The 24,485-nt window shown below is 58.1% G+C and carries 23 protein-coding genes and 1 pseudogene; all 24 read left to right on the forward strand.

Annotated features, from left to right (window positions below; translation table 11 throughout):
- Positions 1-95 precede the first annotated feature (95 nt).
- The 24 genes and pseudogenes from rffA (at position 96) to FX134_RS14495 (ending at position 24,386) form a co-directional block, all read left to right on the forward strand.
- Positions 96-1,241, forward strand: a complete 1,146-nt coding sequence (gene rffA, locus FX134_RS14370; protein ID WP_080803506.1) for a dTDP-4-amino-4,6-dideoxygalactose transaminase — start codon at positions 96-98, stop codon at positions 1,239-1,241.
- Positions 1,242-1,279: 38 nt separating this feature from the next.
- On the forward strand, positions 1,280-2,377 hold the full coding sequence (locus FX134_RS14375; RefSeq protein WP_080803508.1) for a glycosyltransferase: 1,098 nt from the start codon (positions 1,280-1,282) through the stop codon (positions 2,375-2,377).
- Positions 2,377-3,567, forward strand: coding sequence for a polysaccharide pyruvyl transferase family protein (locus tag FX134_RS14380; protein ID WP_080803511.1), 1,191 nt, complete (start codon positions 2,377-2,379; stop codon positions 3,565-3,567). The genes FX134_RS14375 and FX134_RS14380 overlap by 1 nt, the downstream gene beginning before the upstream one ends.
- Complete coding sequence (locus tag FX134_RS14385) at positions 3,564-4,751, forward strand: Coenzyme F420 hydrogenase/dehydrogenase, beta subunit C-terminal domain (RefSeq protein ID WP_080803515.1); 1,188 nt, start codon at positions 3,564-3,566, stop codon at positions 4,749-4,751. Before FX134_RS14380 ends, FX134_RS14385 begins: the two co-directional genes overlap by 4 nt.
- Positions 4,748-5,734, forward strand: a complete 987-nt coding sequence (locus FX134_RS14390) for a glycosyltransferase family 2 protein (protein ID WP_080803518.1) — start codon at positions 4,748-4,750, stop codon at positions 5,732-5,734. Before FX134_RS14385 ends, FX134_RS14390 begins: the two co-directional genes overlap by 4 nt.
- Complete coding sequence (locus tag FX134_RS14395) at positions 5,735-6,874, forward strand: EpsG family protein (RefSeq protein ID WP_080803521.1); 1,140 nt, start codon at positions 5,735-5,737, stop codon at positions 6,872-6,874.
- Positions 6,874-7,869, forward strand: a complete 996-nt coding sequence (locus FX134_RS14400; protein WP_080803523.1) for a glycosyltransferase family 2 protein — start codon at positions 6,874-6,876, stop codon at positions 7,867-7,869. Before FX134_RS14395 ends, FX134_RS14400 begins: the two co-directional genes overlap by 1 nt.
- Positions 7,866-8,888: a glycosyltransferase family 2 protein gene (locus FX134_RS14405; RefSeq protein WP_197735986.1), complete on the forward strand. Its 1,023-nt coding sequence runs from the start codon at positions 7,866-7,868 to the stop codon at positions 8,886-8,888. The genes FX134_RS14400 and FX134_RS14405 overlap by 4 nt, the downstream gene beginning before the upstream one ends.
- 197 nt (positions 8,889-9,085) lie before the next feature.
- Positions 9,086-9,973, forward strand: coding sequence for a glucose-1-phosphate thymidylyltransferase RfbA (gene rfbA / locus FX134_RS14410; RefSeq protein WP_080803526.1), 888 nt, complete (start codon positions 9,086-9,088; stop codon positions 9,971-9,973).
- 1 nt (position 9,974) lies between these two features.
- Positions 9,975-10,991 (forward strand): dTDP-glucose 4,6-dehydratase, encoded by a 1,017-nt coding sequence (gene rfbB, locus FX134_RS14415; RefSeq protein WP_080803529.1) that lies wholly within the window; start codon positions 9,975-9,977, stop codon positions 10,989-10,991.
- 95 nt (positions 10,992-11,086) lie between these two features.
- Positions 11,087-12,130 (forward strand): polysaccharide pyruvyl transferase family protein, encoded by a 1,044-nt coding sequence (locus FX134_RS14420; protein ID WP_172623508.1) that lies wholly within the window; start codon positions 11,087-11,089, stop codon positions 12,128-12,130.
- A 55-nt stretch (positions 12,131-12,185) separates the two neighbouring features.
- Positions 12,186-13,721: an oligosaccharide flippase family protein gene (locus tag FX134_RS14425; RefSeq protein ID WP_080803535.1), complete on the forward strand. Its 1,536-nt coding sequence runs from the start codon at positions 12,186-12,188 to the stop codon at positions 13,719-13,721.
- Between the two features lie 10 nt (positions 13,722-13,731).
- The gene (locus FX134_RS14430) at positions 13,732-14,577 is read left to right on the forward strand and encodes an aldo/keto reductase (RefSeq protein ID WP_197735987.1); all 846 of its coding nucleotides are present in this window, start codon (positions 13,732-13,734) and stop codon (positions 14,575-14,577) included.
- A 160-nt stretch (positions 14,578-14,737) separates the two neighbouring features.
- On the forward strand, positions 14,738-15,217 hold the full coding sequence (locus FX134_RS14435) for an acyltransferase (protein ID WP_172623509.1): 480 nt from the start codon (positions 14,738-14,740) through the stop codon (positions 15,215-15,217).
- Between the two features lie 12 nt (positions 15,218-15,229).
- The gene (locus tag FX134_RS14440; RefSeq protein ID WP_080804105.1) at positions 15,230-16,396 is read left to right on the forward strand and encodes a Coenzyme F420 hydrogenase/dehydrogenase, beta subunit C-terminal domain; all 1,167 of its coding nucleotides are present in this window, start codon (positions 15,230-15,232) and stop codon (positions 16,394-16,396) included.
- Between the two features lie 475 nt (positions 16,397-16,871).
- Positions 16,872-17,888 (forward strand): annotated as a pseudogene (locus FX134_RS15030) (acyltransferase).
- A 193-nt stretch (positions 17,889-18,081) separates the two neighbouring features.
- Complete coding sequence (locus tag FX134_RS14455) at positions 18,082-18,426, forward strand: hypothetical protein (RefSeq protein ID WP_080803549.1); 345 nt, start codon at positions 18,082-18,084, stop codon at positions 18,424-18,426.
- On the forward strand, positions 18,423-18,761 hold the full coding sequence (locus FX134_RS14460) for a type II toxin-antitoxin system RelE family toxin (protein WP_080803552.1): 339 nt from the start codon (positions 18,423-18,425) through the stop codon (positions 18,759-18,761). The genes FX134_RS14455 and FX134_RS14460 overlap by 4 nt, the downstream gene beginning before the upstream one ends.
- Before the next feature lie 761 nt (positions 18,762-19,522).
- Positions 19,523-20,659 (forward strand): cell division protein FtsZ, encoded by a 1,137-nt coding sequence (gene ftsZ, locus FX134_RS14470; RefSeq protein ID WP_080803557.1) that lies wholly within the window; start codon positions 19,523-19,525, stop codon positions 20,657-20,659.
- Between the two features lie 15 nt (positions 20,660-20,674).
- Complete coding sequence (locus tag FX134_RS14475) at positions 20,675-21,523, forward strand: polyphenol oxidase family protein (protein WP_080803560.1); 849 nt, start codon at positions 20,675-20,677, stop codon at positions 21,521-21,523.
- 1 nt (position 21,524) lies between these two features.
- Positions 21,525-22,229 carry a YggS family pyridoxal phosphate-dependent enzyme gene (locus FX134_RS14480; RefSeq protein ID WP_080803563.1) on the forward strand — a complete coding sequence of 235 codons (705 nt, stop codon included), beginning with the start codon at positions 21,525-21,527 and terminating at the stop codon, positions 22,227-22,229.
- A 72-nt stretch (positions 22,230-22,301) separates the two neighbouring features.
- Positions 22,302-23,207, forward strand: coding sequence for a cell division protein SepF (locus tag FX134_RS14485; protein WP_080803566.1), 906 nt, complete (start codon positions 22,302-22,304; stop codon positions 23,205-23,207).
- A 50-nt stretch (positions 23,208-23,257) separates the two neighbouring features.
- Entirely contained in the window at positions 23,258-23,518 is a 261-nt protein-coding gene (locus FX134_RS14490; RefSeq protein WP_080803569.1) for a YggT family protein, read from the forward strand.
- 49 nt (positions 23,519-23,567) lie between these two features.
- Positions 23,568-24,386: a DivIVA domain-containing protein gene (locus FX134_RS14495; RefSeq protein ID WP_080803573.1), complete on the forward strand. Its 819-nt coding sequence runs from the start codon at positions 23,568-23,570 to the stop codon at positions 24,384-24,386.
- The last annotated feature ends 99 nt before the right edge of the window (positions 24,387-24,485 follow it).

Below are 24,485 nucleotides of genomic sequence, written 5' to 3' on the forward strand. Positions count from 1 at the left end.
CGCATCGGCATGAACTTCTCTACGTCGAGTATAGGGTCTGAGGTTGGCGGTTTGATTCCGAAGAGGCTGAATAGACCGGAGATCGTTTCGTGAGGATGATTCCATTCAATATTCCCCCCCTTGTTGGGGATGAGATTAGATATGTAAGAGCGGCCATTGAAGACAATAGAAAGATTGGCGGAGATGGGCCGTTTACGAAGAAGTGCAGCGAGTGGCTTCAGCGTCGTTTTGGGTCGGATAAGGTCTTGCTGACCACAAGTGGTACCAGCGCGCTTGAAATGGCGGCCTTATTGTGCGACTTGAAGCCTGGCGACGAAGTCATACTGTCGTCGTTCACGTTCACTTCTACCGCGACCGCATTCGTGCTTGCCGGCGCCTCTCTCGTGTTTGTGGATGTTCGTCCGGACACGATGAACATCGATGAAACGAAGATCGAGGCTGCGATTACAGATCGCACCCGAGTTATTGTTCCCGTCCACTATGCGGGTGTCGCTTGTGAGATGGACGCCATTATGGACATAGCGCATCGTCATGGATTGTTGGTCGTCGAGGACGCTGCACAGGCGGTTCTCGCCACCTACAAAGGGCGTGCTTTGGGGACTATTGGCGACTTTGGCTGCTATAGCTTTCATGAAACCAAGAATTACTCGATGGGCGAAGGCGGGGCGATTTCCGTCAACAATCCCGCTTATATCGGCCGCGCCGAGATTATCCGCGAGAAGGGGACTAATCGGGCTCAGTTCTTCCGAGGGCAGGTAGCTAAGTACAACTGGGTTGATCTCGGATCGAGCTACCTTCCTTCGGAGCTGAATGCTGCTTACCTCTGGGCTCAGCTTGAACGTGCGGACGAAATCAACAAGAACCGCCTAGCGGTGTGGCATCGCTATAACGAGGCATTCGCTCCTCTCGCCTCGCAGGGCCTTGTGGCTCTTCCGACTGTTCCCGATGGTTGCGAGCATAATGCCCACATGTATTACCTGAAATTTGCTGACCTGGCCGAACGCACAGCTTTTATCCAATTTATGAAGGATTGCGGCGTCAGCTGTGTCTTCCACTATGTTCCATTGCATTCTGCGCCTGCTGGTGAACGTTTCGGTCGCTTCTGCGGCGAGGATGAATACACCACGCCTGATTCTGATCGCCTTGTGCGTCTGCCTATGTACTACGGCATGGCTGACGAGGATTTGAAGTACGTAATCGCGTGCGTCAAGAAATTCTTCAACGAGAAGATTCAGGCTTAGGCGTGGGAGAGAAAAAGCCTATAAAGGTTGCTTTCGTTATGGGGAAGATGAACTCCGGCGGCAAAAAGACCTTGGCCATGCAATATTTTTTGAACTTTAACCCTGCCGAAGTCGAGGTTCACTTCATATGCGATGCAGACTCGAACGCTATACCTGAGGATGAAATTCGCAGGCATGGTGGATTTGTGCACATGGTTCCCCCGTACCAGAATATCGTTAAGAACATGGTGGATATGCGCGAGTTGTTCGCGCGAGAGCGTTTTGACGTGCTGCATGCCTACAACAGCACTATGAACCTCTTCCCGCTGAGGGCTGCCAAGCAAGCTGGCATTTCCGTGCGCATCTCGGAAAGCCTGTCTATGGCTCACGAGCGCGAGCCGAAGACGTATCTAAAACATATCCTGCGCAAGTTTGCGAAGCGGTACGCGACTCACTATGTGTCTTGCGGTGAAGATTGTGGCAGGTGGCAGTTCGGTGATGCGCTGTTCGATGCCGGATATGTCGATGTGTTCAAGACGGCCATCGACTCAGCCAAGAATTCTTTCGACGAGGGGCTGCGTGCGCGAACGCGCGCGGAGCTTGGTGCGGCCGATGATGAGCTCTTGGTCGGCTTTGTCGGACGCTTTGTTGTGCAGAAGAACCCGATGTTCATGTTGGAGACAGCGAAGGAGCTCGTGGATCTGAATTCCAAAGTGAGGTTGTTGCTGATTGGCGACGGTGAGCTTCGCGATGAGATGCTCGCTTACGTTGACGCAAACGGTTTTTCCGACCATGTGCTTTACCTCGGTCGCAGGGAAGATATCGTGGGCTTCTACCAGGCAATGGATTGCCTCCTTCTGCCGAGCCTTTATGAAGGTCTGCCTGTGGTGGGCTTGGAGGCGCAGTGCGCCGGCTTGGATGTTTTCTTCTCAACCGAAGTCACGCCAGAAGCGGCTTTCTGCGAATTAGGGCACTTTCTTTCATTGGCTGATGGCGCGAAAAAGTGGGCCGAGAAGATCAGCGTTGTGCTTGAGAACCATCGTAATCGAACTTCGCGTTCGAAAGACTGTGTAAACGCAGGCTTCGACTCACGTGGTGAGGCGAAGCGACTTGCTGTGTATTATGCCAATGCCCTTGCAAGACAAGGAAGTTGCTAATGGTGGAAATCAAACACATACCTCGCATCGGTATAGCCACCAACTGGCAATACCCTGACTATGGTGGCATGATTCAAGCCTTTGCGACCCAGCTTGCGGTAGAGTCTTTGGGTTGCATTGCTGAAGTGCTGGATGCCGAGAACCTTCAGGGCGACATCAACTCTCGTAAAATGAAATACTTTCTCAGGAACATCACGGATCTCTCGGTCGTGCGCGAAAAGGGTGCTGTGGTTATGTCGTCTTTGAGAAGGAGGATTCCCGGTGAGTACGGCGAGAACATGCGTGCCCGCCGTGCAGCATTCGCTGCTTTCAAAAAGGAGAACTTCAAACCTTCCCGCAGGTTTAGCGACTGGGATGAAATCGCTGAAGGTGCACGCGCGTACGACTGCGTGCTCGTCGGCAGCGATCAGCTCTGGCTTCCGTCAAATATCACAGGGGACTACTACACCTTGAGTTTTGTGCCTGATGACGTGCGTGTCGTCAACTATGCGACCAGTTTTGGCGTCCCCGCTATCCCCGAATACTTACAGCTCCAGACGAAGCGATTCCTTGAAAGGTTCGATGCTCTTTCTGCGCGCGAAACCTCTGGGCAGGAGATTATCTGCAAACTGACGGGCAGGGCCGTGCCTTTGGTATGCGACCCGACCTTACTTATTGACGCTGAAGTATGGAGCGGCGTCGCCATGGGGAGCGAGCAGCTTAGCGAACCCTATATATTTTGCTACCTAATGGGGGACAACCCCTACCAGAGGGACTTCGTCCGGGAGCTGAAGAAGTTCACAGGATGGCGGATTGTACAGTTCCCGCACCTTGACCGCTACATTAAGTCTGACGAAGGGTTTGCTGACCGCTGCGTCTACGATGCCGATCCGGCTGAGTTTCTTGGTCTGATTGAGAACGCATCGCTTGTGTGCACTGACTCGTTCCATGGAACTATTTTCTCGTCAATCTTCAACACCCCTTTCTTTGTGTTTCCGCGGTTTACCAAAAAAGCAACGCTTTCCACCAACACGCGCATAGAGTCGTTGCTTGATCGGCTTAGCTTGCGGAATCGTTTCGTGAGGCAGGGGGATGCTGTGTCCGAGTGTCTTGAGCGTGCTATTGATTTTGACGTGCTCAATGAATCCATCAGGGAGTTTAGAGGCGAGTCGCTTGACTACCTTGCTTCGGCTCTGGGTGTAGTCAGATGATTGAGGTCGCGGATAAAGAGAAATGCTGCGGTTGCACAGCATGCGCTTCGGTATGCCCTACGAGTTGCATTTCCATGGAAAACGACGAGGAGGGGTTTCTCTACCCGAATGCCAATGCTGCGGAGTGCGTTGGCTGTGGTCAATGCGAGCAGGTTTGCCCCATTGCCAACCCTGTCGCCGAGCAGAAATGCGCACAGGTAGGTTACGTCGTGCGGGCAGGTGACGAAGACGTGCTTATCGAAAGCACCTCCGGGGGTGCTTTCACCATAATCGCTCAAACTGTTTTGGCGAAAGGTGGAATAGCTATTGGTGTTGGGTTCGGCGAGGACGGCATGCCGAGACATAAAAGTGCTCAAAACAGCCAAGAGCTTGCAGAGCTCAGAGGCAGTAAATATGTTCAGAGCGACTTGTTGGATACGCTTGTCAAGGTTAAGTTAGAGCTTCAATCAGGCAAGATTGTGTTGTTTAGCGGTACTCCTTGCCAAGTTGAGGGCTTGCTGTCCTTTTTGGGCAACCATCCCGAGAACCTGATTTGCGTGGATGTCGTGTGTCACGCCGTCCCCTCGCCACTCGTATACTCCAGGTATCTTGAGTATGTTGGCAGAAGAGGCTTCGCGAGATTCAGAGATAAAACTCCTTACGGATATCAGTATTCTCAAATGAGCTTCGCCGATGAGTCAGGGGCCAGGTTCTTCTCCGAGGGGGTCGAGACGAGTCCTTACTTGAAAGCGTTCTTCCAGCATCTGAGCGTTAGGCCTTCGTGCTATAGCTGTGCTTTCAGGAAGCGCTTCCGCAGAAGCGATTACACGCTGTGGGATTGCTGGGATGCACATTCGTATTCCGCAGCGATGGATTCCGATCTTGGAGCGACGAAAGTTCTGTGCCATACGGAAAAGGCGAAGGCGCTCGCTTCCGAGCTGTTCGCCCATTCGGATTTTGCTGTCGAGGCGGAACCGGATCTTCTGGTTAAGGGCGAGAAAGAGATATTTGAGCCCCCCAGCCGCCCGGAGAGGCGAAACGAGTTCTTCCGCGACTGTCTGACTATCAAAGATTCGCATGAACTGTTCAGCAAATGGTTCCCCGTTAACGGCAGGGTTGTCGTTGAGAGAAACGTTCGGCGGCTCCTTGCTAGATTCGGGTTGCTTGGAAAGGTCAAGAATTTTCTTAAAGGTATTGTGCGATGAATTCGCTTGTTTCTGCCGTCGTCCCCGTGTTTAATGTCGAGAAGTATGTGGGCGCATGCCTCGATAGCCTCGAAGCGCAAACATACGACAATATTGAGATCGTCATCGTCGACGATGGGTCATCCGATGGATCTCATGCTATTTGTGAAGCATTTGCTGCCAGATCACGGCACAGCGTCAGGCTGCTGAAGCAAGGAAACTCGGGCCTGAGCGCGGCGAGAAATACCGGAATCAGGAATTGCTCAGGTGATCTCGTCGTCTTCGTTGACTCGGACGATTTGGTTTCGCCCCTTTATATTGACGCCCTTGTTTTCGCTCTTCGAGACTCTGGCTGCGCCATGGCGACAATTCGTCGGGTCGACGGGTTTCTTGACGGCCAGAATCCCGTCTTGGAAAAAAACTATGAAACCGCTTGCCTCTATGATGTTCTAAGTGAGGAAGAATATCAAAAGGAGCTGTTATACCAACACGCCTTCAACGGTGCTCAATGGCGCATTTTCGCTCGAGATATGATCGGCGATGATTTCTTTCCTGTCGGGTTGCTGTATGAGGATCTTGCCACTACCTACAAATATGTCCATGGTAAGGGGGATGTTGCTGTCTTGCGCTGCGAGACGCTCTACGGCTATCGGTTTCGTCGGGGAAGTATCATCAGGAGTGGGTTTTCGGAACGTAAGGTAGAGTCTGCCGTAGCGGTCACGGACGAGCTTGTACGCAATATTCGCGAGTGGTACCCGGCTTTGGATAATGCGGCCAAGTCACGCTGCTTCTCGGTGTGTCGTCTTGTCTTTGCGACGCTTGGTGGCGGCCATGAGGAAGCGAGACGTGAGTTGTGGCCGCGCATAGTGGCGACTCGAGCTACGGTGCTCTGCGATTCCGAGGCACGTAAGCGCGAGCGGTTGGCAGCGCTTGCCGCTTGTCTCGGTAGCAGGTTATTCGGGGCTTTTTGCCAAGTATACAATCTTTACAAAGCCAAACACTGAGTGGGTGAAGCGAGGGTGGTTTATGTCTTAATAATGGGGCTGCCGGTTTTTCTGGCGTATATTTCCGACAAAACAAGGGGCTCTCTTTCTGGTATTCTCGCCGTGGCTGCAATATCCGTCCCCGTGTTTTTTGCTGCCGTGCGTGACATTACAGTTGGAACTGACGTTTTGACCTACGGTATCTGGACCTATCAGGCAGCTGCCGCGCAAGACCTCTTCTCGTTCATGGCAGGGCAGGTCGCTGAGGCCGCCCCAGGCTATAACCTCATCGCCTGGATTTCGAGCCACTTAGGATCGTTCGAGATCTACTTGGGGACATTGCAGGCATTGGCTGTGGCGCCAGTGTATTGCTATGCACGCAGGCGCTACCCAGGATGCTCGTGGCCGGCCATGGCGGCGTACATGCTGCTGCTGTTTCCAATTTCTCTAAACGCCATGAAGCAAATGATTGCGGTCGCATTATGCCTTCCCGCCTTTGGTTTTGTCGAGGATAAGAAGCCCGCTAAGTTCCTTGTTTGGATTCTTCTTGTGAGCGCCTTGATTCACCAGACGGCCATCGTATTTCTCGTTTTATATCCCGTGATGCGCCTATTGCTCGATTCGAGGAACCCTCGGCTTGCCTTCTTCGGTCGAGGGCAGAGGCTTGTTTCTCTTTTAATCGTTGCCGGGCTGTTTCTCGTGGCATTTACGGGCGGAAGCTACTTCATCGATGTCTTTTCCAGCCTCAAGGAATCCTATTCGTTCCAAGTTAATGCTTCCGGCACGAGGCTCAATTACTCCGCGCTAGCCATGATCGTGTTTTTTGCTTTTGCATATATGGTTGGTAGGCTTCCAACGGGGGGAGACATTGCGAAGGAAGCACCCGGCGAGCCAGAGCTATTATGCGCCATCTGTTTAGTTGCTTTTGCTGCTGTGCAAATGAACATGATTGCAAGCAGCATGGGGCGATTTGCCTATTACTTTATGTCTTTTGTTCCCTTGTACGTCAGTTGCCTCATGTCTTGCGACGCCAGGCGCTCTAACAAAGTTTTGGCTTGGAGCTGCCTCATTATTTCAATTATATATTTTTACGTAACGTGTGTGGTCAATGGCGGCAACCAGGTATTCCCTTATACTTCTGCGATATTGGGAATCTCCTAATGCTGTTTTCTGTGGTCATCCCCGTATTCAATTGCGAAAGCTTCTTGAATGATGCAATAGACTCTGTTTTGAGCCAAGATTACCATGATTTCGAGATTGTCGTGGTGGATGATGGATCTTCCGACGGCTCCGGCGCGATTGCTGACGCCTATGCGGCTGCGCATGGAAACGTGTATGTTTTACACGACCCCAATCAAGGCCTCCTTCTTGCAAGAAGGAAAGGATTGCTCCACGCTAAAGGCGAGTATGTGCTGTTTTTGGATGCTGACGACCAGTTCAAAGCAGGAGCCTTCGCGCGCATCGCGCAAGTCATCAAAGACACCGGGGCGGACATAGTCTCATTTCGGCTTTCCCGCGAATCGTCTTTCATAATCCCCAATGGGGGGATTGGTGGCCTTGAAGCGGGATTCTATGGAGTCGATGCATACCGGCGTATTAAAGAGCATGTTTGCAGAGGTCGCTTCAATAACTTGTGCGGCAAAGCGCTTCGTCTTTCGTGCGTGGACGTCGGTGCTCCCTACGAAGCCTACGAGGGTCTTATGCATGGGGAGGATCTCTTTCAGCTGCTGCCCATCGTTGATGCGGCTGGCTCACTTGCTCAGATAGATGACGTTCTTTATTTCTATCGACCTAACGAGGGGTCCAGTACCGCAAAATACAAGAGTTCCCAGCTATCCGACATTGTCTTGGTGAATAGGCGTCTTAGGGATTATGCCAGAAGATGGGAGAATTCTTGTCCGCCCGCTGCCGTTTGCGGTGAATCGGACCAGTATTTCTATCTGCTTAAGATGAGCGAGCTTGGTTGTGGTTCCTCCGAGGGGAAGGCAGCCGCTTTCGACGAGATACGCCGAGCAATGTTCAATGAAGGCGTTTTTGACCGCATGCGCGGGGTTGCCATCAGACCCGACAACCGCGCACTCGCTTTTTGTATAGCGCGTGGCTGGCATGGTGCTGCCCGTGCTGTCGTGAGGGCTGTGGAGGCGATGAAGCGATGACCGCTGAATTCGTAACCGAGCGCGCCATGTGTACTGTGCCGATTTTCTCGATTATCGTACCCGTTTATAACACGACTGACTATTTGCCACAGTGCGTCGATGGCGTGCTTAGCCAATCCTTTGATGATTGGGAGCTGATTCTCGTCGACGATGGATCGACTGATGGCTCCGGTGCTGTTTGCGAAGCTTACGCTGCGCGCGACAAGAGGGTCAGGGTTCTGCACCAGGCCAATGGTGGCGTGTCTGCGGCGAGGAATGCGGGCTTGGATGTTGCCGTTGGCGAGTACGTCTGGTTCTGCGACAGCGACGATTCCGTGGTGCCGGGTGCGTTGGACGAGCTTTATGCGTGCATCGCCGACGGACGACCTTCTATGGTTGTTTTTCCCGTAGAGCAGATTGACTCGGACGGCAACAGGGTCGGACTCATTCCCGCTCCGGAGCCGAGTTTTTCGCTCGACGAGGGCCCTCTGCAGTGCGGCGACCTTCTTTACCCCTTCGCTCACGTATTCAAGAGGGTTTTGGCTGGTGGCGAGCGCTTTGACACTTCTTTGGCTCTTCTCGAAGACAGGGATTTCTTCTATCGGATCGCATGGAAGGCGGCGGGACGGACGGCCGTTGTAGGCCATTCGCTGTATCGCTACCTGGTGACCAGGGAAGACTCTGCGGTCAACTCGTCTTCAGTGGCGAAGTCCGTTGCGGCCACGAGAGTGCAGTACGACATCTTTCGCCACGAGGAGTCGCTGGGGTATCCGATGCCTGCATTCAGGATATTCGCTGGTCATACGGTTGGGGTGCTTTCCCTGATCGCCCGCAGGGGTTCTGCACCAGACGATTTCGAAATGGTGAGGTCGAGGCTGCTGGAACAGCGGAGCAACGTTTCCTTGCTCGACGGGGCTTTGAAATTGAAGTGCATTTTGGCACTGGAAGCGCCTTCGGTGTTTAAGGCGCTTGCCCGTCTTACGGGCTACGCGAAAAGGGAGAGACTTGGTTCGACAGTGATTGCAGCTGGTAGGAAATGAAAGGCGAGTTGGCCACGCTGCGGCACTCGGCAAACCCTTCGTGCATTGGCAACTTTGCTGCGTACAGGAGACGTCGTTTGGCCCTCGATGCCTTTAAGGCGCCGAATTGCAGTGCGGGTGCGGCATGCGTTATCAGCTTAGGCGCACCGCTAGGACTGTGTTGTGGCCACAAGCAATTGAGAGGTTAAGGGATTCGCATGAAAGGCGTTATTCTTGCAGGTGGGTCTGGAACCCGACTGCACCCCATAACAAAGTCGGTAAGCAAACAACTGCTGCCGATATATGATAAGCCGCTGGTGTATTATCCGCTGAGCGTGCTCATGCTCGCCGGCATCCGAGAGGTGCTGATCATCTCCACGCCGCGTGATCTGCCGGCTTTCCGTGAGCTTTTGGGTGAAGGCTCGGAGCTGGGCATGCGATTGGAGTACGCCGAGCAGGCTGAGCCACGTGGGTTGGCCGAGGCATTCGTCATCGGACGTGACTTTTTGGCTGGCGAGCCGTGCGCGTTGGTGCTCGGCGATAACATGTTCCACGGCCAAGATCTTACTCATATATTGCTTTGCGCGCGGGAGCGTGTTGAACGTGACGGCGGGGCCGTGGTGTTCGGCTACCCCGTTAAGGATTCTCGCGCTTTCGGCGTTGTGGAGTTCGACTCTGACGGACGCGTAGTCTCTATCGAGGAGAAGCCAGAGTGTCCGAAGTCGAACTATGCCGTGCCCGGCCTCTACTTCTATGACGGCAAGGTGAGCGACATCGCTGCAGCTGTGGAGCCTTCTGTGCGCGGCGAGCTTGAGATTACTAACGTTAACGATGCTTACTTGAAGTGCGGTGAGCTCTGCGTGGAGCTGATGGGTCGCGGAATGGCTTGGCTGGACACCGGCACGCCCCAAGGTCTCCTCAAAGCAGCCGAGTATGTCGAGGCCGTGGAGAGCCGTCAGGGCTACTACATTGCCTGTATCGAGGAAATTGCATTCCGTCGCGGATTTATCGATGTAGTACGCCTTCGCAAACTCGGCGAGAGCTTGAAGAAGACCGACTATGGAAAATACCTACTGTCCATAGCGGACGAAGTTGAGGGGGAGTAGGATGGCCGATTTCTCGCCCAAGAATATTATCGTCACCGGAGGCTGCGGTTTCATCGGGTCTAACTTTGTGCACTATGTGGTGAGCAACCATTCCGATGTTCATGTGACGGTCTTCGACAAGCTAACTTATGCTGGTAATCCTGCGAACATTGCGGGGCTTCCTGCGGAAAGAGTTGAACTTGTCGTGGGGGACATATGCGATTGCAATCTTTTGGATAGAATCGTCCCTGGCCACGATGCAATTGTGCACTATGCTGCTGAGTCCCACAACGACAATTCCATCGCCGGCCCCGAGCCCTTTCTTCATACGAACGTCGAGGGCACGTTCCGCCTGCTTGAAGCTGCGAGGAAGCACGGTATCCGTTACCATCACGTCTCGACTGACGAGGTTTATGGCGACCTGGCGCTTGACGATCCGGCAAAGTTCACGGAGTCCACGCCTTACAAGCCGAGTTCGCCCTACAGCTCCACTAAAGCTGCATCCGACTTGCTTGTGCGTGCGTGGATTCGCACTTATGGCCTTCGCGCCACGATCTCGAACTGCTCCAACAACTATGGCCCCTACCAGCACGTTGAGAAATTCATCCCGCGCCAGATCACCAATATTTTATGCGGTGCAAGGCCCAAGCTTTACGGTGATGGGCGCAATGTTCGCGATTGGATTCACACTGAAGATCACTCGAGTGCTGTGTGGGCTATCCTTACGCGAGGTCGTATTGGAGAGACCTATCTCATTGGTGCCAACGGGGAGAGGAGTAACCTCGAAGTGCTCCATAGCATCCTGAAAGATATGGGCAAGGACGAAAATGACTTCGATTGGGTTAAGGATCGTCCCGGGCATGACAGGCGCTATGCCATTGACTTCACTAAGCTACGAACCGAGCTTGGGTGGAACCCTAAACACTCCGACTTTGCACGAGGACTTGCCGGAACTATTCAATGGTATCGGGATAATGAAGCATGGTGGCGTTCTGCCAAACAAGTCACCGAGGCAAAATATGCTTTGTGCCAGAAGTAGTTCAACTGCGGATCTCTAATTCAGGGGTACCGCGATTATCTACTCCTGGCGGTTTTAGTGGGTGCCGCTTCGAGGCTGGTTTGATAGGATTCATATTGAATATCGCTATTCTTACAATACAAGACTACAATTTCGGAAACCGCTTGCAGAATTACGCCCTGCAGGAAGCTGTAAGGCGTATGGGTCACGAGGTTCTTTCTCTGCGCAGAAGCGCTGTCAAGATGCGTGCACTCAGGAAAGCCGTTCGCCGCGTCATTAAAGACGACTACATCAACGCCTTCGACGCTTTCGATGTCAATATCACCTTCTCGCGCGACGTTGTGTCGAAAGAGTTTGTGAGTCCAAGTCTCAACGAGGACTTCGGCTGTTTCGTTATCGGATCCGATCAGGTGTGGAATCCTACGTTTCCGACAAACAGCGATCTCGACTACCTGCCTATGGTTCCGGCCGTGAAAAAGGTCGCCTATGCGCCCAGTTTCGGTGTGAGCAAGATAACTTCGAACAGGGACCACATTTCCGATCTCCTTTCGGGCATTTCGCACGTTTCGATGCGCGAGCATGCCGGCGCGGCTATCGTGAATGACCTTACCGGTCGCAATGTTCCCGTCGTTCTCGATCCAACCATGCTTATCTCCGTCTCCGATTGGGCTGAGGTGTCGAAAAAACCTCTGAGCATTGACGTCGGCCGACCGTTCGTATTCAAATATGTTCTCGGCGACGATGTAAACGGTCCGAAGATCGATGCGATGACTGCCGAGCTTGGCTTGAGCTTAATCGATGTAATGGACAAGAGCCTCAAACTTGGGCCAGCCGAGTTCGCTTGGCTTGCGGCGAACTGCGAGGTCGTCTGCACGGACTCCTTCCATGCAAGCGTCTTCGCGCTTCTTAACCATCGGCCGCTTGCCATCTTCGAGCGTAGTGATTCGGAGGTGGACATGTCATCGCGTTTCGATACCCTTTGTACTGACTTCGGCCTCGTTGGTCATCGTTCGTCTGATCCTGGTTTTTCGCTCGATTCCGTGATGATGCACGATTGGGTTGATTTCGAATCGCACCTCGCTGCTCGTCGCAGGGACTCGCTGAACTGGCTTGAAGGTGCGTTAGATCAAGTGTGTTCGAATGCTGTTTTATCGAAATGAGCGGACGTCGGCAAATCTGGATTCCCCAAGAGCGATGGGTTCGTAATATATCCTAATGGTTACGAACCAACGCAAAGCGGGGGCGGTCCTCTCTTACATCTCCCTGGTCGTCAACGCGGTCGTCTCGTTCGTGTACGTTCCGATCCTGCTGGGCTCCCTCAGCACTTCGGAGTACGGCGTGTACGAACTCATCGGCTCGGTCATCGCCTACCTGTCGGTGATGGACGCGGGCCTGTCTACCACGCTGAGCCGGTTCTACGTCTCCACCTCCGTCTCGGGCGGCAAGCGCGAGGTCGAGAACCTGCTCGCCATGACCAAGATCATCTACCTCGCGCTGACAGCCGTCGCGGTGGCGGCCGGCGTCGGCGTCTACTGGGCGATCGACCCGCTGTTCGGCGCGAGCTTCACCTCTACGGAGCTCGATCTCGCGCGGCAGATGATGGTGCTCGTGATCGTGAACTGCGCCATCGTGCTGCCCGGGAACTGGTTCCTGGCCATCATCAACGCCGAGGAGCGCTTCGTGTTCGCCCGGGCCCTCTCTATCGTGAAGTACGCGCTGCAGGTGCTCGCAGTCGTCGCCGTGCTCCAGTTCCGGTCGAGCGCGATGGCCGTGCTCGCGGTGCAGGTGGCTGTGAACGCCCTGGGCATCGCCGCGTACGCGCTCTACGTGAAGGGGAGGCTGCGCGTCCGGGGCAAGCTGCATCGTTGGGACTGGCGCCTGGCGGGGAGCCTGTTCTCCTTCTCGTTCTTCATACTGCTCGGCATGGTGTTCGACCAGATATTCTGGAAGACGGGCCAGGTCGTCCTAGGAGCGGTGATGGGGGCTTCGTCGGTCGCCGTCTACGGGATAGCTTGCAAGGTCATCACGGCCGCCTACATGCAGGTTTCGACGGGCGTGACGAGCGTCTTCCTCCCCAAGCTCACGGCCATCTCCGCCAAGACGGCGGGGATGGAGGAGATCAACGAGCTGTTTTTCCGCTTGGGCCATATCCAGGCGATCATGGTGTGGGGCTTGTGCGCCGCGTTCGCTGCGGTCGGGGCCGACTTCATCTTCCTCTGGGCAGGCTCGGAGTTCAACGAGGCGTATCCCGCCGTTTCTGTCTTGATGATCGGACTGTCGGTGCCGCTTGTTGAGAATCTAGGTATCTCGATCTTGCAGGCTAAGAACAAGATGGAGTTTCGATCGGCGGCGCTCGGTATCGCGGCGATCTTGGATCTGGTCTTATCGATTCCGGCGGCGAAGTACTATGGCGTCGTCGGTTGCGCTTTTGTGACCGCAGCGGTATTGCTCATATGCAATGGGCCCATCATGAATTGGTATTACGCCCGCTTCGTGGGTATTGAAATCCGGAAGTTCTGGAAGAGCGTTTTCCCGCTGCTGGTACCGGCGATTCTCGCCTCCACCGCGACCGCTGTACTCGGCCAGCTTGTGATAGTCGGATGTTCCTGGCCGGCGTTTTTCGCTAAAAGCATCGCGTTCGTGGCGATTTACTTCGCAATGCTTTGGCTTGGCTGGCTGAACGGGTACGAGAAATCCCTTCTCAAATCGATGGCATCGAGAATCGGCGCGTTGGTTCATTCGCGATCATAAGGAGGACGACTTGAAGGTAACGGCGAGCCAAGCGGGGGAAATGGCAATACCCGCTTTCACATTGAGCAACGGGGTGGAGATGCCGGTTCTTGGGCTGGGCACTTTCCCCATGAACAATAGGGAGGTGAAAAGCGCGATCGAATCGGCGCATGAAATAGGCTACACCTTGTTCGACACCTCCTCCGCTTATGGAAACGAACGGGGGGTCGGATCCTCGCTTTCTGGAGGCGATTTCGTAACAACGAAAATCAGCAACAAAGCGCAACGGGGGGGGGGTGTCCGCGAAGAGCTCGTGAAAAGCATGGTGAAACTTCGCAGGCGAAAGATCGACTTGCTCCTTCTCCACTGGCCCTATCCGGACAAATACGCGGAGAGCTGGAAAATGCTTGAAAGGTTTTATCGCAAGGGCTTCTGCAGGGCGATCGGGGTCGCCAATTTCCACGAGCACCACCTTCGAGAGCTGATGCGCGATGCCGAGATAGCGCCGATGGTCAACCAAGTTGAGCTACATCCCATGTTAAGCCAAAAGCCCCTCATTGAATTCTGCAAATCCCAGGGCATCCTGGTGGAGGCCTACAGCCCCTTCGCGCGTATGGATGAGAGGCTGTTCGGCAGCGACATTCTCGCCCGGATTTCCGACAAGCATGGGAAGTCCAAGACCCAGATCATCCTCCGATGGAATTACCAAAATGACGTGGTGTCGATTCCCAAAACGAGCTCTGCGGAACGGATGAAAGAGAACGCTTCCATCTTCGACTTCTCCTTGTCGGACGCGGATATGGCGGCGATCGATTCTATCGACTCCGGCACGCGCGTGCGACATGATCCGGATCATTGCGACTTCGATAGGCTATGAGCATCGGCGATAGGAGGCTTTCGTGTCTCGAGCGACTACTCTCTACGGCATGGTTGCAGGCTTGCTCGTCCGTCTGGTTCGCTGCCGGCATTTCCGCGGTTCGCTGACGGGGTTGAGGGCTCTTCCCGGCAGCAGGTTCCGTTTGGGAAAGGGCTCGTCGGTGAGCATATCCGGTGCCTTCGTCTTGGGGGCGAACGGATTGCTGAGGGGCGGGCGAACGTCGATCGTGAGAGTCGACGAGGGCGCTTCTCTCGAGGTGAAAGACGCTGCGCTTTATTACGGGGCCGATGTGGTGCTGTTTCCCCGATCCCGGCTAAGAATCGGGTCGACGTACATCAACTCCGATTGCAAAATCCGCTGCCATGAGTCGATAACCATTGGCGACGGATGCGCCATCTCTCACGATTTCACCGTCATGGATTCCAACGCCCATATCCTGGACGGGTCGAAAGGCACCGCTCCCGTCGTCGTCGAGGACCATGTGTGGATAGGAACGCGCGTCATGGTGTTGAGCGGAGTGACGGTTGGGGAGGGGGCCGTCATCGCCGCAGGATCGGTGGTGACGCGGGACGTTCCCGCGAGAAGCTTGGTCGGGGGAGTACCGGCCAAGGTGATTCGAGACAACGTGGTTTGGGAGTAGGCTGGAGTTCGGATGAAGCGATTCTGGTTGTCGGCGCAAGAGTGCTCAGGATGCGGAGCCTGTGCGAATGCGTGCCCGGTCGATGCTATATCGATGGAGTTCGCCGAGGATGGGTTTCGCTACCCGGTCATTTCCGGCGCATGCGTCGATTGCGACAAATGCGAGAGAACATGCGTTGCCGTCCATCGGTTCTCGTCCGGGTATGAGATGCGTCCAGACACGTTCGCAGTGTGGTCGAAAAGCGAGGAAGCGCGCTTTGCGAGCACTTCCGGAGGAGCCTTCACAGAGCTCGCGAATGCGGTTTTGGCCGAAGGAGGAGCGGTTTTCGGAGCGCTTTACGGAAGTCGATGCGATGTGAAGCATGGTGCGGCAGACGATGCCGAAGGCTTGAAAGGCTTGAGGCAGTCGAAGTACGTTCAGAGCGATATCGGATTCGCGTTCAGAGAGGTCAAGCAACGTTTGGACGAAGGTCGCATGGTTGCGTTCTGCGGAGCGCCATGCCAAGTGGCTGGCTTGAGGGCCTTTTTGGGGCGACGCGCAGATACGGACAAGCTGGTCGCCTTCGATTTCGTTTGCCGGGGGGTCAATTCTCCGAAGGCGTACCGCGCATGGTTGGACGAATTGGAGAGCGCGAAGGGTGCTTCGGTTGCAAAAGTTTGGTTCAAGTACAAAGTCGGGGGCTGGAAAACCTCGCCCGTCCGCACGAGGATCGAATTCGATGACGGGTCGGATATGGTGCTTGACGGCGAATCTAATCTTTTCATGAGAGGCTATTTGGAGTCAAACCTTTTCCTTCGTCCCAGCTGCGCGAATTGCCAATTCAAGGGTTTTCCTCGCCAAGGTGATATCACGCTTGCGGATTTCTGGGGCCTCGATTCTTCCCTCGATGATGACAGGGGAGCTTCGATGGTGCTGGTCAACGGCGAAAAAGGGAAGGCTCTCTTCGAGAGGGCGAAAGAGGACCTTGAAGTGCATGAGCGGAGCTTCGATGAGATCTTCGTCGGCAACGTCTGCATCGACACGTCAGTGAAGAGGAATCGAAAGTCCCAAGATTTTATGGCAGATCTCGATGCGATGTGTTTTAGCGCGGCTCTCGGTAAGCATACGCGTGTATCTCTCGCTCGAAAATCAATGCGGAAAATGAAAGCCCTCGCTAAAAGCTTGCTGAGGCGAGGCTGAGGTTGCAAGTTCTTTTTTGGACTTGCGACGCTAGCTTTTCAAAGTCACTCCTTGCAGTTGGGTGATCGAATACCATCTGCTAGAAAGGCCGGATGGAAAGCGATGTTCAAGCGATGTGGAGTCCTTGCCCGTCGCTGCCCCCGACGGTATGAGGTCCTCGATACCGACCTTGGCACCTCGCTGTCGTCGCCAATACGGATAGCGGGCGCGAGCTGTTCGAGACGTCCAAGCCACAGCTGTTCTGGGAACGTAGGACCATTGATGATGCCTTTCCCGGCAACGCGTACATCGCCGAGTCGCCCAGACCCAACCTGAAGAGTGCCTACATCCAGTTGAACCTCGACGAGAGGCTCTTCGACAAATTGCGCGGAGGGTACTTCGATGAGCTGTCACTGACGATGTGAGTTATGGCCGGAGCGGCGCGGAAGCCAGCGAGCATCTTCAGAAAAGCTTGAGTTCGCAGGAAAGGATAAACATGTCATCGACGGAAACCGGGGCAGGTAAAAAGGCAGTCGGAGGGCTTGACACCGCCTACATTCAAGCGCTCCGAGGTCTTGCGTGCCTCGCGGTGGTGCTCATACACTGCCTGCCTCAAGATACGGCGTCCGTCTGCGTCCGACCGTTCTTGAATTGGTGCGTTGCTTTGTTCATATTCCTCTCGGGGTTCCTGACGACGAAGGACAAGGTGCTATCAGGTGATTGGAAGGGGGTCTGTGGCCGCCGTCTCCGCAAGACGCTCCTCCCGTATGCTGTTTGGAGTCTTGTATACGCTGCAATCTACCGCCCCGATCCGCTTAAATGCGTGCTTCAGCTCGCCACGGGGACGGTCGCGGCGCACCTCTACTTTCTTGTCGCTTATGCCCAACTCGTCTTACTGACCCCGCTTGTTTTCAGGCTGCTATCGAAATGGCGCTGGGTGTTGTATGCCGTGACCCCGGTTACGTTGGTTGTTTGCTGCGTTGCAAGGGCGTGCGGCGTGTCCGTGACGCTGTTCAGCCCTTTCTTCGGCAGCTGACTCATCTTCTACGTTTTTGGGATAGAGGCGCGCTCCCTTGTGGAGGGTGGTTGCTTCCGTCGCATCCGGAAGGAGTTACTGCACCTCTTGATCGTCGTATCATTAGCCGCGCAGGCGATAACGGGGTTGGCATGGGAGGCGGTTGGGTATAGCGCCGCGGTTACGATGCTGAGGCCGCTTAGCATGCTCGGCTCGATGCTGGCGTGCTACGCATTCTTGAGCGTGTCGCCGAAAGTCGCCGATCTCCTCGTTCGCACAAAGGTCGTGCCCTTTGTCGGAGACCTCTCATTCGGAATCTATCTCAGTCATATGGCGCTTGTAGTCGTGCTCAGCAGTGTGTTCAACGTCGTGCGGTTGGATGGCTATCTCTCGTCTCTGCTGCTCTGGACTGCAACGCTTGTTGCATCGGCTGCAGTTGTCTTTATCGCGCAGCGTATTTTGCCGAAACGCATCCTGTTTGCACTGGGATTCATGTGAATCGGATTGCGCAGTGGGCGGTGAAGACCGCGCGTGGAGTGAAATTTGCGATTTGCGCAAAGCTGCTGTATCTCATTCGCCGTTCAACAACTTCGAACGCTTGAATACGTATTTAAACACGTATTCAATTGGACATATCTTGCCCATTCGGGTATAGTGCCCTGCATGAAGCTTTCGTTCGACGGAGGGTGCCATGCCTATCGCTGAAGACAAGAAGCTGGTTTTCTCGCGGGATCAGATAGTCACGTCCTCGCAGGCGAGCAAGAATTTCGGCGAGGTTCGCCGGCGTGCCGCCGAGAGGCCCCAGTTCGTCTCCGGCCGCTCCGGCATCGACACGGTGGTGGTCGGCTTCGAACAGTTCGAGGATATGTACCTTGAGCTCGAGAGGCTTCGCGAGGAGAAATTCTACGCGCGAGTGGCGGCGCGCCTGAGCACGCCCGAGGAGCGCATCTCGCTGGAAGAGGCTCTTGGCGACGACTACGAGCGCTTCCTGAGCATAGATCCTGACGCCGTCTCCGACGCGGAGTTGTTCGAGTGAGCGGCGACGAGCGCTTCCAGCTCTTCTTCTACAACCGCGACGCCTATCGCGAGTACCGAAAGCTCGACGGCTCGGTGAAGAGGCTCGTCGAGGTCGGCTACAGGAAGCTGATGATGCGCGCCGACGAGATCGGCAAGCCGCTCGGGGGAGCGCTGGCGGGCTGCAAGGAGCTTAAATACCGCAAGGACGGGCTGCGCGTCATCTTCCGCATCTGCGAAGACGGAGGGGTGGACGTCGTCGACATCATCGTCACGGGGAAGCGCGAGGACGGCGCGGCGTTCCGCACGGCCGAGAAGCGCCTCAGGGGCGGCCCCTCCGAGCGCGTGGGCTTGTAAGTGCGGGTCGCCGGTCCTGCGCGCGGCGCAATCAAGGAGCGCCCACGAGACTGCCTCGTCGAGGAGCTGTGAGCGAGCGTGATCTTCTTGGTTCCGATAATGAAGCGAAATGAGGCGAATGAGGCGAAACGTGTTGGACGGCGGCGTATCGAATCCGCGCTTGATGACGCTGACCGTCAGGCTGCGACGACGCGTCTTCGCCTAACGCATGACGAGGTGTTCGGTTCCGCGAGGGAAGCGCTTCGCGACGGGCGGGCGCAGCAAGGGAGTCGCCGGTAAGCGGCCTGGTTCGAATCCCAGTGCGCGAAAAACCCTCGTCCGTGGCAGGAATCGACGGAAAATGATCATTCGAGGGACCGAGGTTGGGGCGTAGCAAAGGCCGCGCTTCGACGTCGTCGCATCCCGCCTGGTCAGCGAAGTGCCGGTTTCCTCGTCGCGCCGAGCCTCCTCGGCAATGATCATTTCCCGTCGATTCCTGCCACGGACGAGGGTTTTTCGCGCACTGACGCTTGGTTTCGGGAGGTGACGGCTGTGGCGCTTCCAGCTGGTGCCGCGGGGGATCCTTCGGCTCCGCGCTGCGCGCTCCGCTCAGGATGACAGCCTGGTCGGGCTCCGCCACCGGTTTCATATTGTGGACGTGCGGTTTTCATTGTCGCGGCGTAATTTGCAAATGGTTTGTCATCGTGTACAATAACCCCACGTGAACTGTGCCCCCGAAGGGAAACGCAGCATTTGAAAACGCAGCAGGTGTGGAGGATACAATGCCAAACAAGATAGGTTCCGAGCATTTGGCGGTCATCAAGGTCGTCGGCGTCGGCGGCGGCGGCACGAATGCCGTGAACCGCATGGTCGAGGCGGGCGTGCGCGGCGTGGAGTTCATTGCCGTGAACACCGACCGGCAGGCCCTGCTCATGTCGGACGCCGACAAGACGATCCACATCGGCGAGGAGCTCACGCGCGGCCTCGGCGCCGGCGCGAACCCCGAGGTGGGCTGCCAGGCGGCCGAAGAGAGCCGCGCGGAGATCCGCGAGGCGCTCGCCGAGGCGGACATGGTGTTCGTCACGGCCGGCGAGGGCGGCGGCACGGGCACGGGCGCGGCTCCCATCATCGCCGAGATCGCGCGCGAGGAGATCGGCGCGCTCACCGTGGGCATCGTGACCAAGCCCTTCTCGTTCGAGGGCCGCACGCGTCGCAACCAGGCCGAGCAGGGCATCGACCTCCTCTCCCAGAAGGTCGACACGCTCATCGTCATCCCCAACGACCGCCTGCTCGAGATCGTCGACAAGAAGACGAGCATGCTCGACGCCTTCCGCATCGCCGACGACACGCTGCGCCAGGGCATCCAGGGCGTCACGGACCTCATCACCATCCCCGGCCTCATCAACCTCGACTTCGCGGACATCCGCACGGTCATGAAGGACGCCGGCACCGCCATGATGGGCATCGGCCTCGCCTCTGGCGAGAACCGCGCCCTCGACGCCGCGCAGCAGGCCACGAACTCGAACCTGCTCGAGGCTTCCATCGCCGGCGCGAGCCGCGTGCTGTTCTCCATCGCCGGCGGCCCGGACCTCACGCTCACCGAGGTTGACGCGGCGGCCCGCACCGTGGAGGCGTGCGCCGACGACAACGCCAACATCATCTACGGCCAGATCATCGACGAGTCCATGCAGGACCAGGTGCGCATCACGGTCATCGCGACCGGCTTCAAGATGGGCTCCGCGCAGCAGTCCTCGATGGACTTCTCGCGCAAGGACCTGTTCGCCTCGACGGCCGCGCCCGAGTCCGCGCAGCCGGTGGCGCCCGCGCCCACCTACTCGACGTACGCAAGCCCCGCATCCACCCAGGGCCGCTTCGCTGACGAGGACTACATCCCCGACTTCCTGAAGCGCCAGCGGTAACGACTCGGCTCTCGAATGGCCGCGACCGACCGCCTTCCCATCCCGCACCTGAGCGCGCGCCGTTTCGGCGCGCGTCTGCTTCCTGCGCTCACCGACGACGCCCTGTTCGAGGCCGCGGGCGTGCGCGTCGCGTTCACCGGGCGCGCGGGCGGCGAGAGCGAGGGCCCGTACGCCTCGCTCAACCTGGGCGGGCATGTGGGGGACGACCCCGCGGCCGTCGCACGCAACCGCGAGCTTCTGCTGGAGGCTCTGGGCGCGGCGGGCATGCCGCTCGTCGTGCCGAACCAGGTGCATGGCGACGCGCTCGCGTTCGTGGACGACGCGGCCCCGCATGCCGTCGCGGACGCGCAGGCGCGTGCTGCCGAAGGGGCCGACGCGGTGGCCGTCTCGACGGCGGACGTGGCGGCGCTTCTGTGCTTCGCCGACTGCGTGCCCGTCGTCATCGCGTCCCCCACCGGGCGCTTCGCCGTCGCGCATGCGGGCTGGCGCGGCGTGATGAACGGCATCGCGCCCAAGGCCGTGCGCGCGCTCGCCGCAGCCGATGCGCCCGAGCTGGGACCGGATGCGGCCGCGTGCTACAACGTGTACGTGGGCCCGCACATCCACGCCGAGTGCTTCGAGACGGGCCCCGACGTGCGCGCGCGGTTCGTCGAGGGCTTCGGCGCGGCGTGCGCGCCCGACGAGCGCCACGTGGACCTGCTCGCGGCGCTCTCCGCGGGCCTCGCTGCCGTCGGCGTCGACCCCGCGCGCATCGCCGACGCGGGCATCTGCACGATGTGCGCGCCCGACGACTACTTCTCGTACCGCGCCTCGGGCGGCGTCTGCGGCCGCCACGGCGCCATCACGTTTCGAAAGGCGGTCTGACATGGGATTCAAGGAACGCTATGAGCGCACCCTCGAAGAGCTCTCGGCCTGCTGCGCCGCGTGCGGGCGCGACCCGCGCGAGGTGCGCGTGGTCGCCGTGTCCAAGACGGTGGGTCCCGAGGCCGTCGCCGAAGCCCTCGCGGCCGGCGCGCGCGACTTCGGCGAGAACCGCCCCGACCCCCTCATGGAGAAGGCGGCGCGCTTCCCGGAGGCGACGTGGCACTTCATCGGCAACGTGCAGTCGCGCCGCATCCCCGACATCGTGGGCTGCGCCGCGCTCGTGCACTCGCTTCACCAGGAGCGCCATGCCGCGAAGTTCGACGCGGCCGCGCGCGCGGCGGGCAAGGTGCAAGACGTCCTCCTCGAGGTGAACGTGTCGGGGGAGGCCAGCAAGAGCGGCCTTGCGCCCGCCGAGGTCCCCGCGCTGCTCGAGGCGTGCCTGGCGCTTCCGAACCTGCGCGTGCGCGGGCTCATGACGATGGCGCCGCAGGGCGACCTCGCCCGTGCGCGCGCCTGCTTCGAGGGGCTCGCCAGCCTTGCCGAGGAGCTGCGGGCGGGCCTCGATGCCGAGCAGGCGGCGCAGTTCAATGAGCTTTCTATGGGTATGAGCGAAGACTGGCGCGAGGCCGTGGCGGCGGGCGCTACCATAGTGCGCATCGGCCGCGCCCTGTTCGACGACGCGTTCGACGAGGGCCCGCGCCCTTGAGAGATGCGGCGGACGCAAGGGAAACGCAGCGGCGGACAGGACCGCCGTCATGAAACGAAGCAGGTGAACGGTATGGAGCTGCCAAAGATCAAGAAATCGGAGCACGGAATGCTTGACGGCATCAAATCCAAGCTCGGCTTCGCCGACGCGGGCAAGGGCTACGATGACGGGTACTACGACGAGAAGTTCGACGAGTACGGCGACGACTTCGGCGACTACGGGGAATATGGCGACTACGGCCCCGACTACGACGAAGGCGGCTTCGAGGCCGACGAGGCGCCCGCCTCGCGCTACGACCCCTACGCGCCCGTCACCACGCGCCCGGCCCGCGGATCGCACGCGCGCTCGACCGGTTCGGGCCGCGGGGCGGGGGTGACGCCGCCGAAGCTCGTGTCCATCGACGACGTGCGCGCCCACACGCAGGTGCCCGAGAGCCTCACGCGCGATCCGCTGCCGCCGCGCCGCGTGAGCGCGGCCGGGTCGCTGCGCGAGCGCACCATGGTGGATGCCGCCATGCCCGCGCCCGCCAACACGCCCAACGCCCGCGCCTCGGCGCGCGAGCGCTCCGAGAGCCTGGGCTCGCTGTTCACGCCCACGACGGAGTCCGCCGCCCCCGCCGCATCGCCGGCGCCGGCCGCCCCTTCCGCTCCGGCCCCCTCGTTCGACCCGTTCGACGCCTTCGCGGGCGCCGGTGCCGCCAAGCACGACCCCACGCGCTCGCTCACGGTGCTCAAGCCCGCAAGCTATAGCGAGGTCGAGCGCATCGCCAAGGTGCTCAAGGCCGGCGACGTGGTGGTGCTCGCCCTGCGCAACACGCCGGACAACCTGGCCAAGCGCATCCTGGACTTCTCGTTCGGCGTGTCGAGCGCGCTCGACGCCAGCGTGGACTGCGTGGCCGACAAGGTGTTCGTCATCACGCGCGGCTCGGGGCTCACCGACGCCGAGCGCGTGAACCTCCGCAACCAAGGGGTGCTGTAGGCGCGCCGCCGCCTGCGTCCCCGCCGCCGACCTGACAAGGAGCTTGCCCCGTGCTCAGCCTGAAATACCTCATCGTGTCGCTGGCCGACGCGTACAGCATGGTGATATTCGTGTACGTGCTCATGTCGTGGTTCCCCACGGACCGCGGCATCCTCGCGGACATCAACAACGTGCTCGCGAAAATATGCGACCCCTACCTCAATCTTTTCAGAAAACTGATCCCCCCGCTTGGAGGTATGGTGGACATCACTCCCATCATCGCCCTGCTTGTACTACAATTCGGGGTACGTTTGCTGATAAACTTGTTTTAACGCATAGAATCGTGTTCGCCCACGTGTGAACAGGACGAAGGGACAACAGATGGCAATCACCTCGGCTGAGATCCACAACCAGAGCTTCTCGATCGACCGCAAGGGCTACGACGTCGACGAAGTGGATGTGTTCCTCGAGCACGTCGCCGACGAGATCGACAGCATGAACGCGACTATCGCCGAGCTGGAGAACCAGCTTGACGACGGCAAGTTCGACGGCTTCGACACGCCCGCGCGTCCCATCGAGGCGCCCGCCGCCGCGCCGGCCGACGACGGCCTGCTCGCCGAGAAGGACGAGCGCATCGCCGAGCTCGAGCGCCAGCTGGAGGCCAAGAAGGCCGACGACAACGCCATCGCGCAGGCCCTCATCATCGCGCAGCGCTCCGCTGACGAGATCATCGCGAACGCCAACGCCCAGTCCGCGGCCACCATCAAGGACGGCGAGGAAGAGGCCGAGCGCATCCTGGCCAAGGCCGAGGCCGAGAAGCAGAAGGTGCTCGACGCCATCAAGAAGCTCGAGGACGACCGCGAGGACGCGCGCGAGGACTACCAGGAGCTGCTCACCGACTTCATCACCGACGCCACGCGCAAGCTGGCCGAGATTGGCGGCTCCATGCCGGCTCCCGCGCTCACGAGCGCCCATGCCCGTCCGGCCGCCTCTGCCGCGCAGGTAGAGGTGGAGGAGGCCGCCTACACCACCTCGCCGGCCCAGGCGCCCATCAACCGCGACGGCGCGGGCGCGTACAGCATGCCCCAGGCCACCGGCGCGGTCGTGGCCCCCGCGACGCCCAAGCCCTCCGGCTTCGAGAAGGACCTCTCCGGCTTCGGCGACGCCGACGATGCCTTCGAGTTCGAGGAAATCGACTAAGCGGGCACACGACGATATCGCATGTTGACCGAACGCGCCCCCCGGGGCGCGTTCGCCGTTGTGAGGGGATGGGGGCGTGACAGGGGGACGGGGATAATG

Origin of the sequence: Arabiibacter massiliensis (genome assembly GCF_902386925.1) — a bacterium.
Classification (GTDB): domain Bacteria; phylum Actinomycetota; class Coriobacteriia; order Coriobacteriales; family Eggerthellaceae; genus Arabiibacter; species Arabiibacter massiliensis.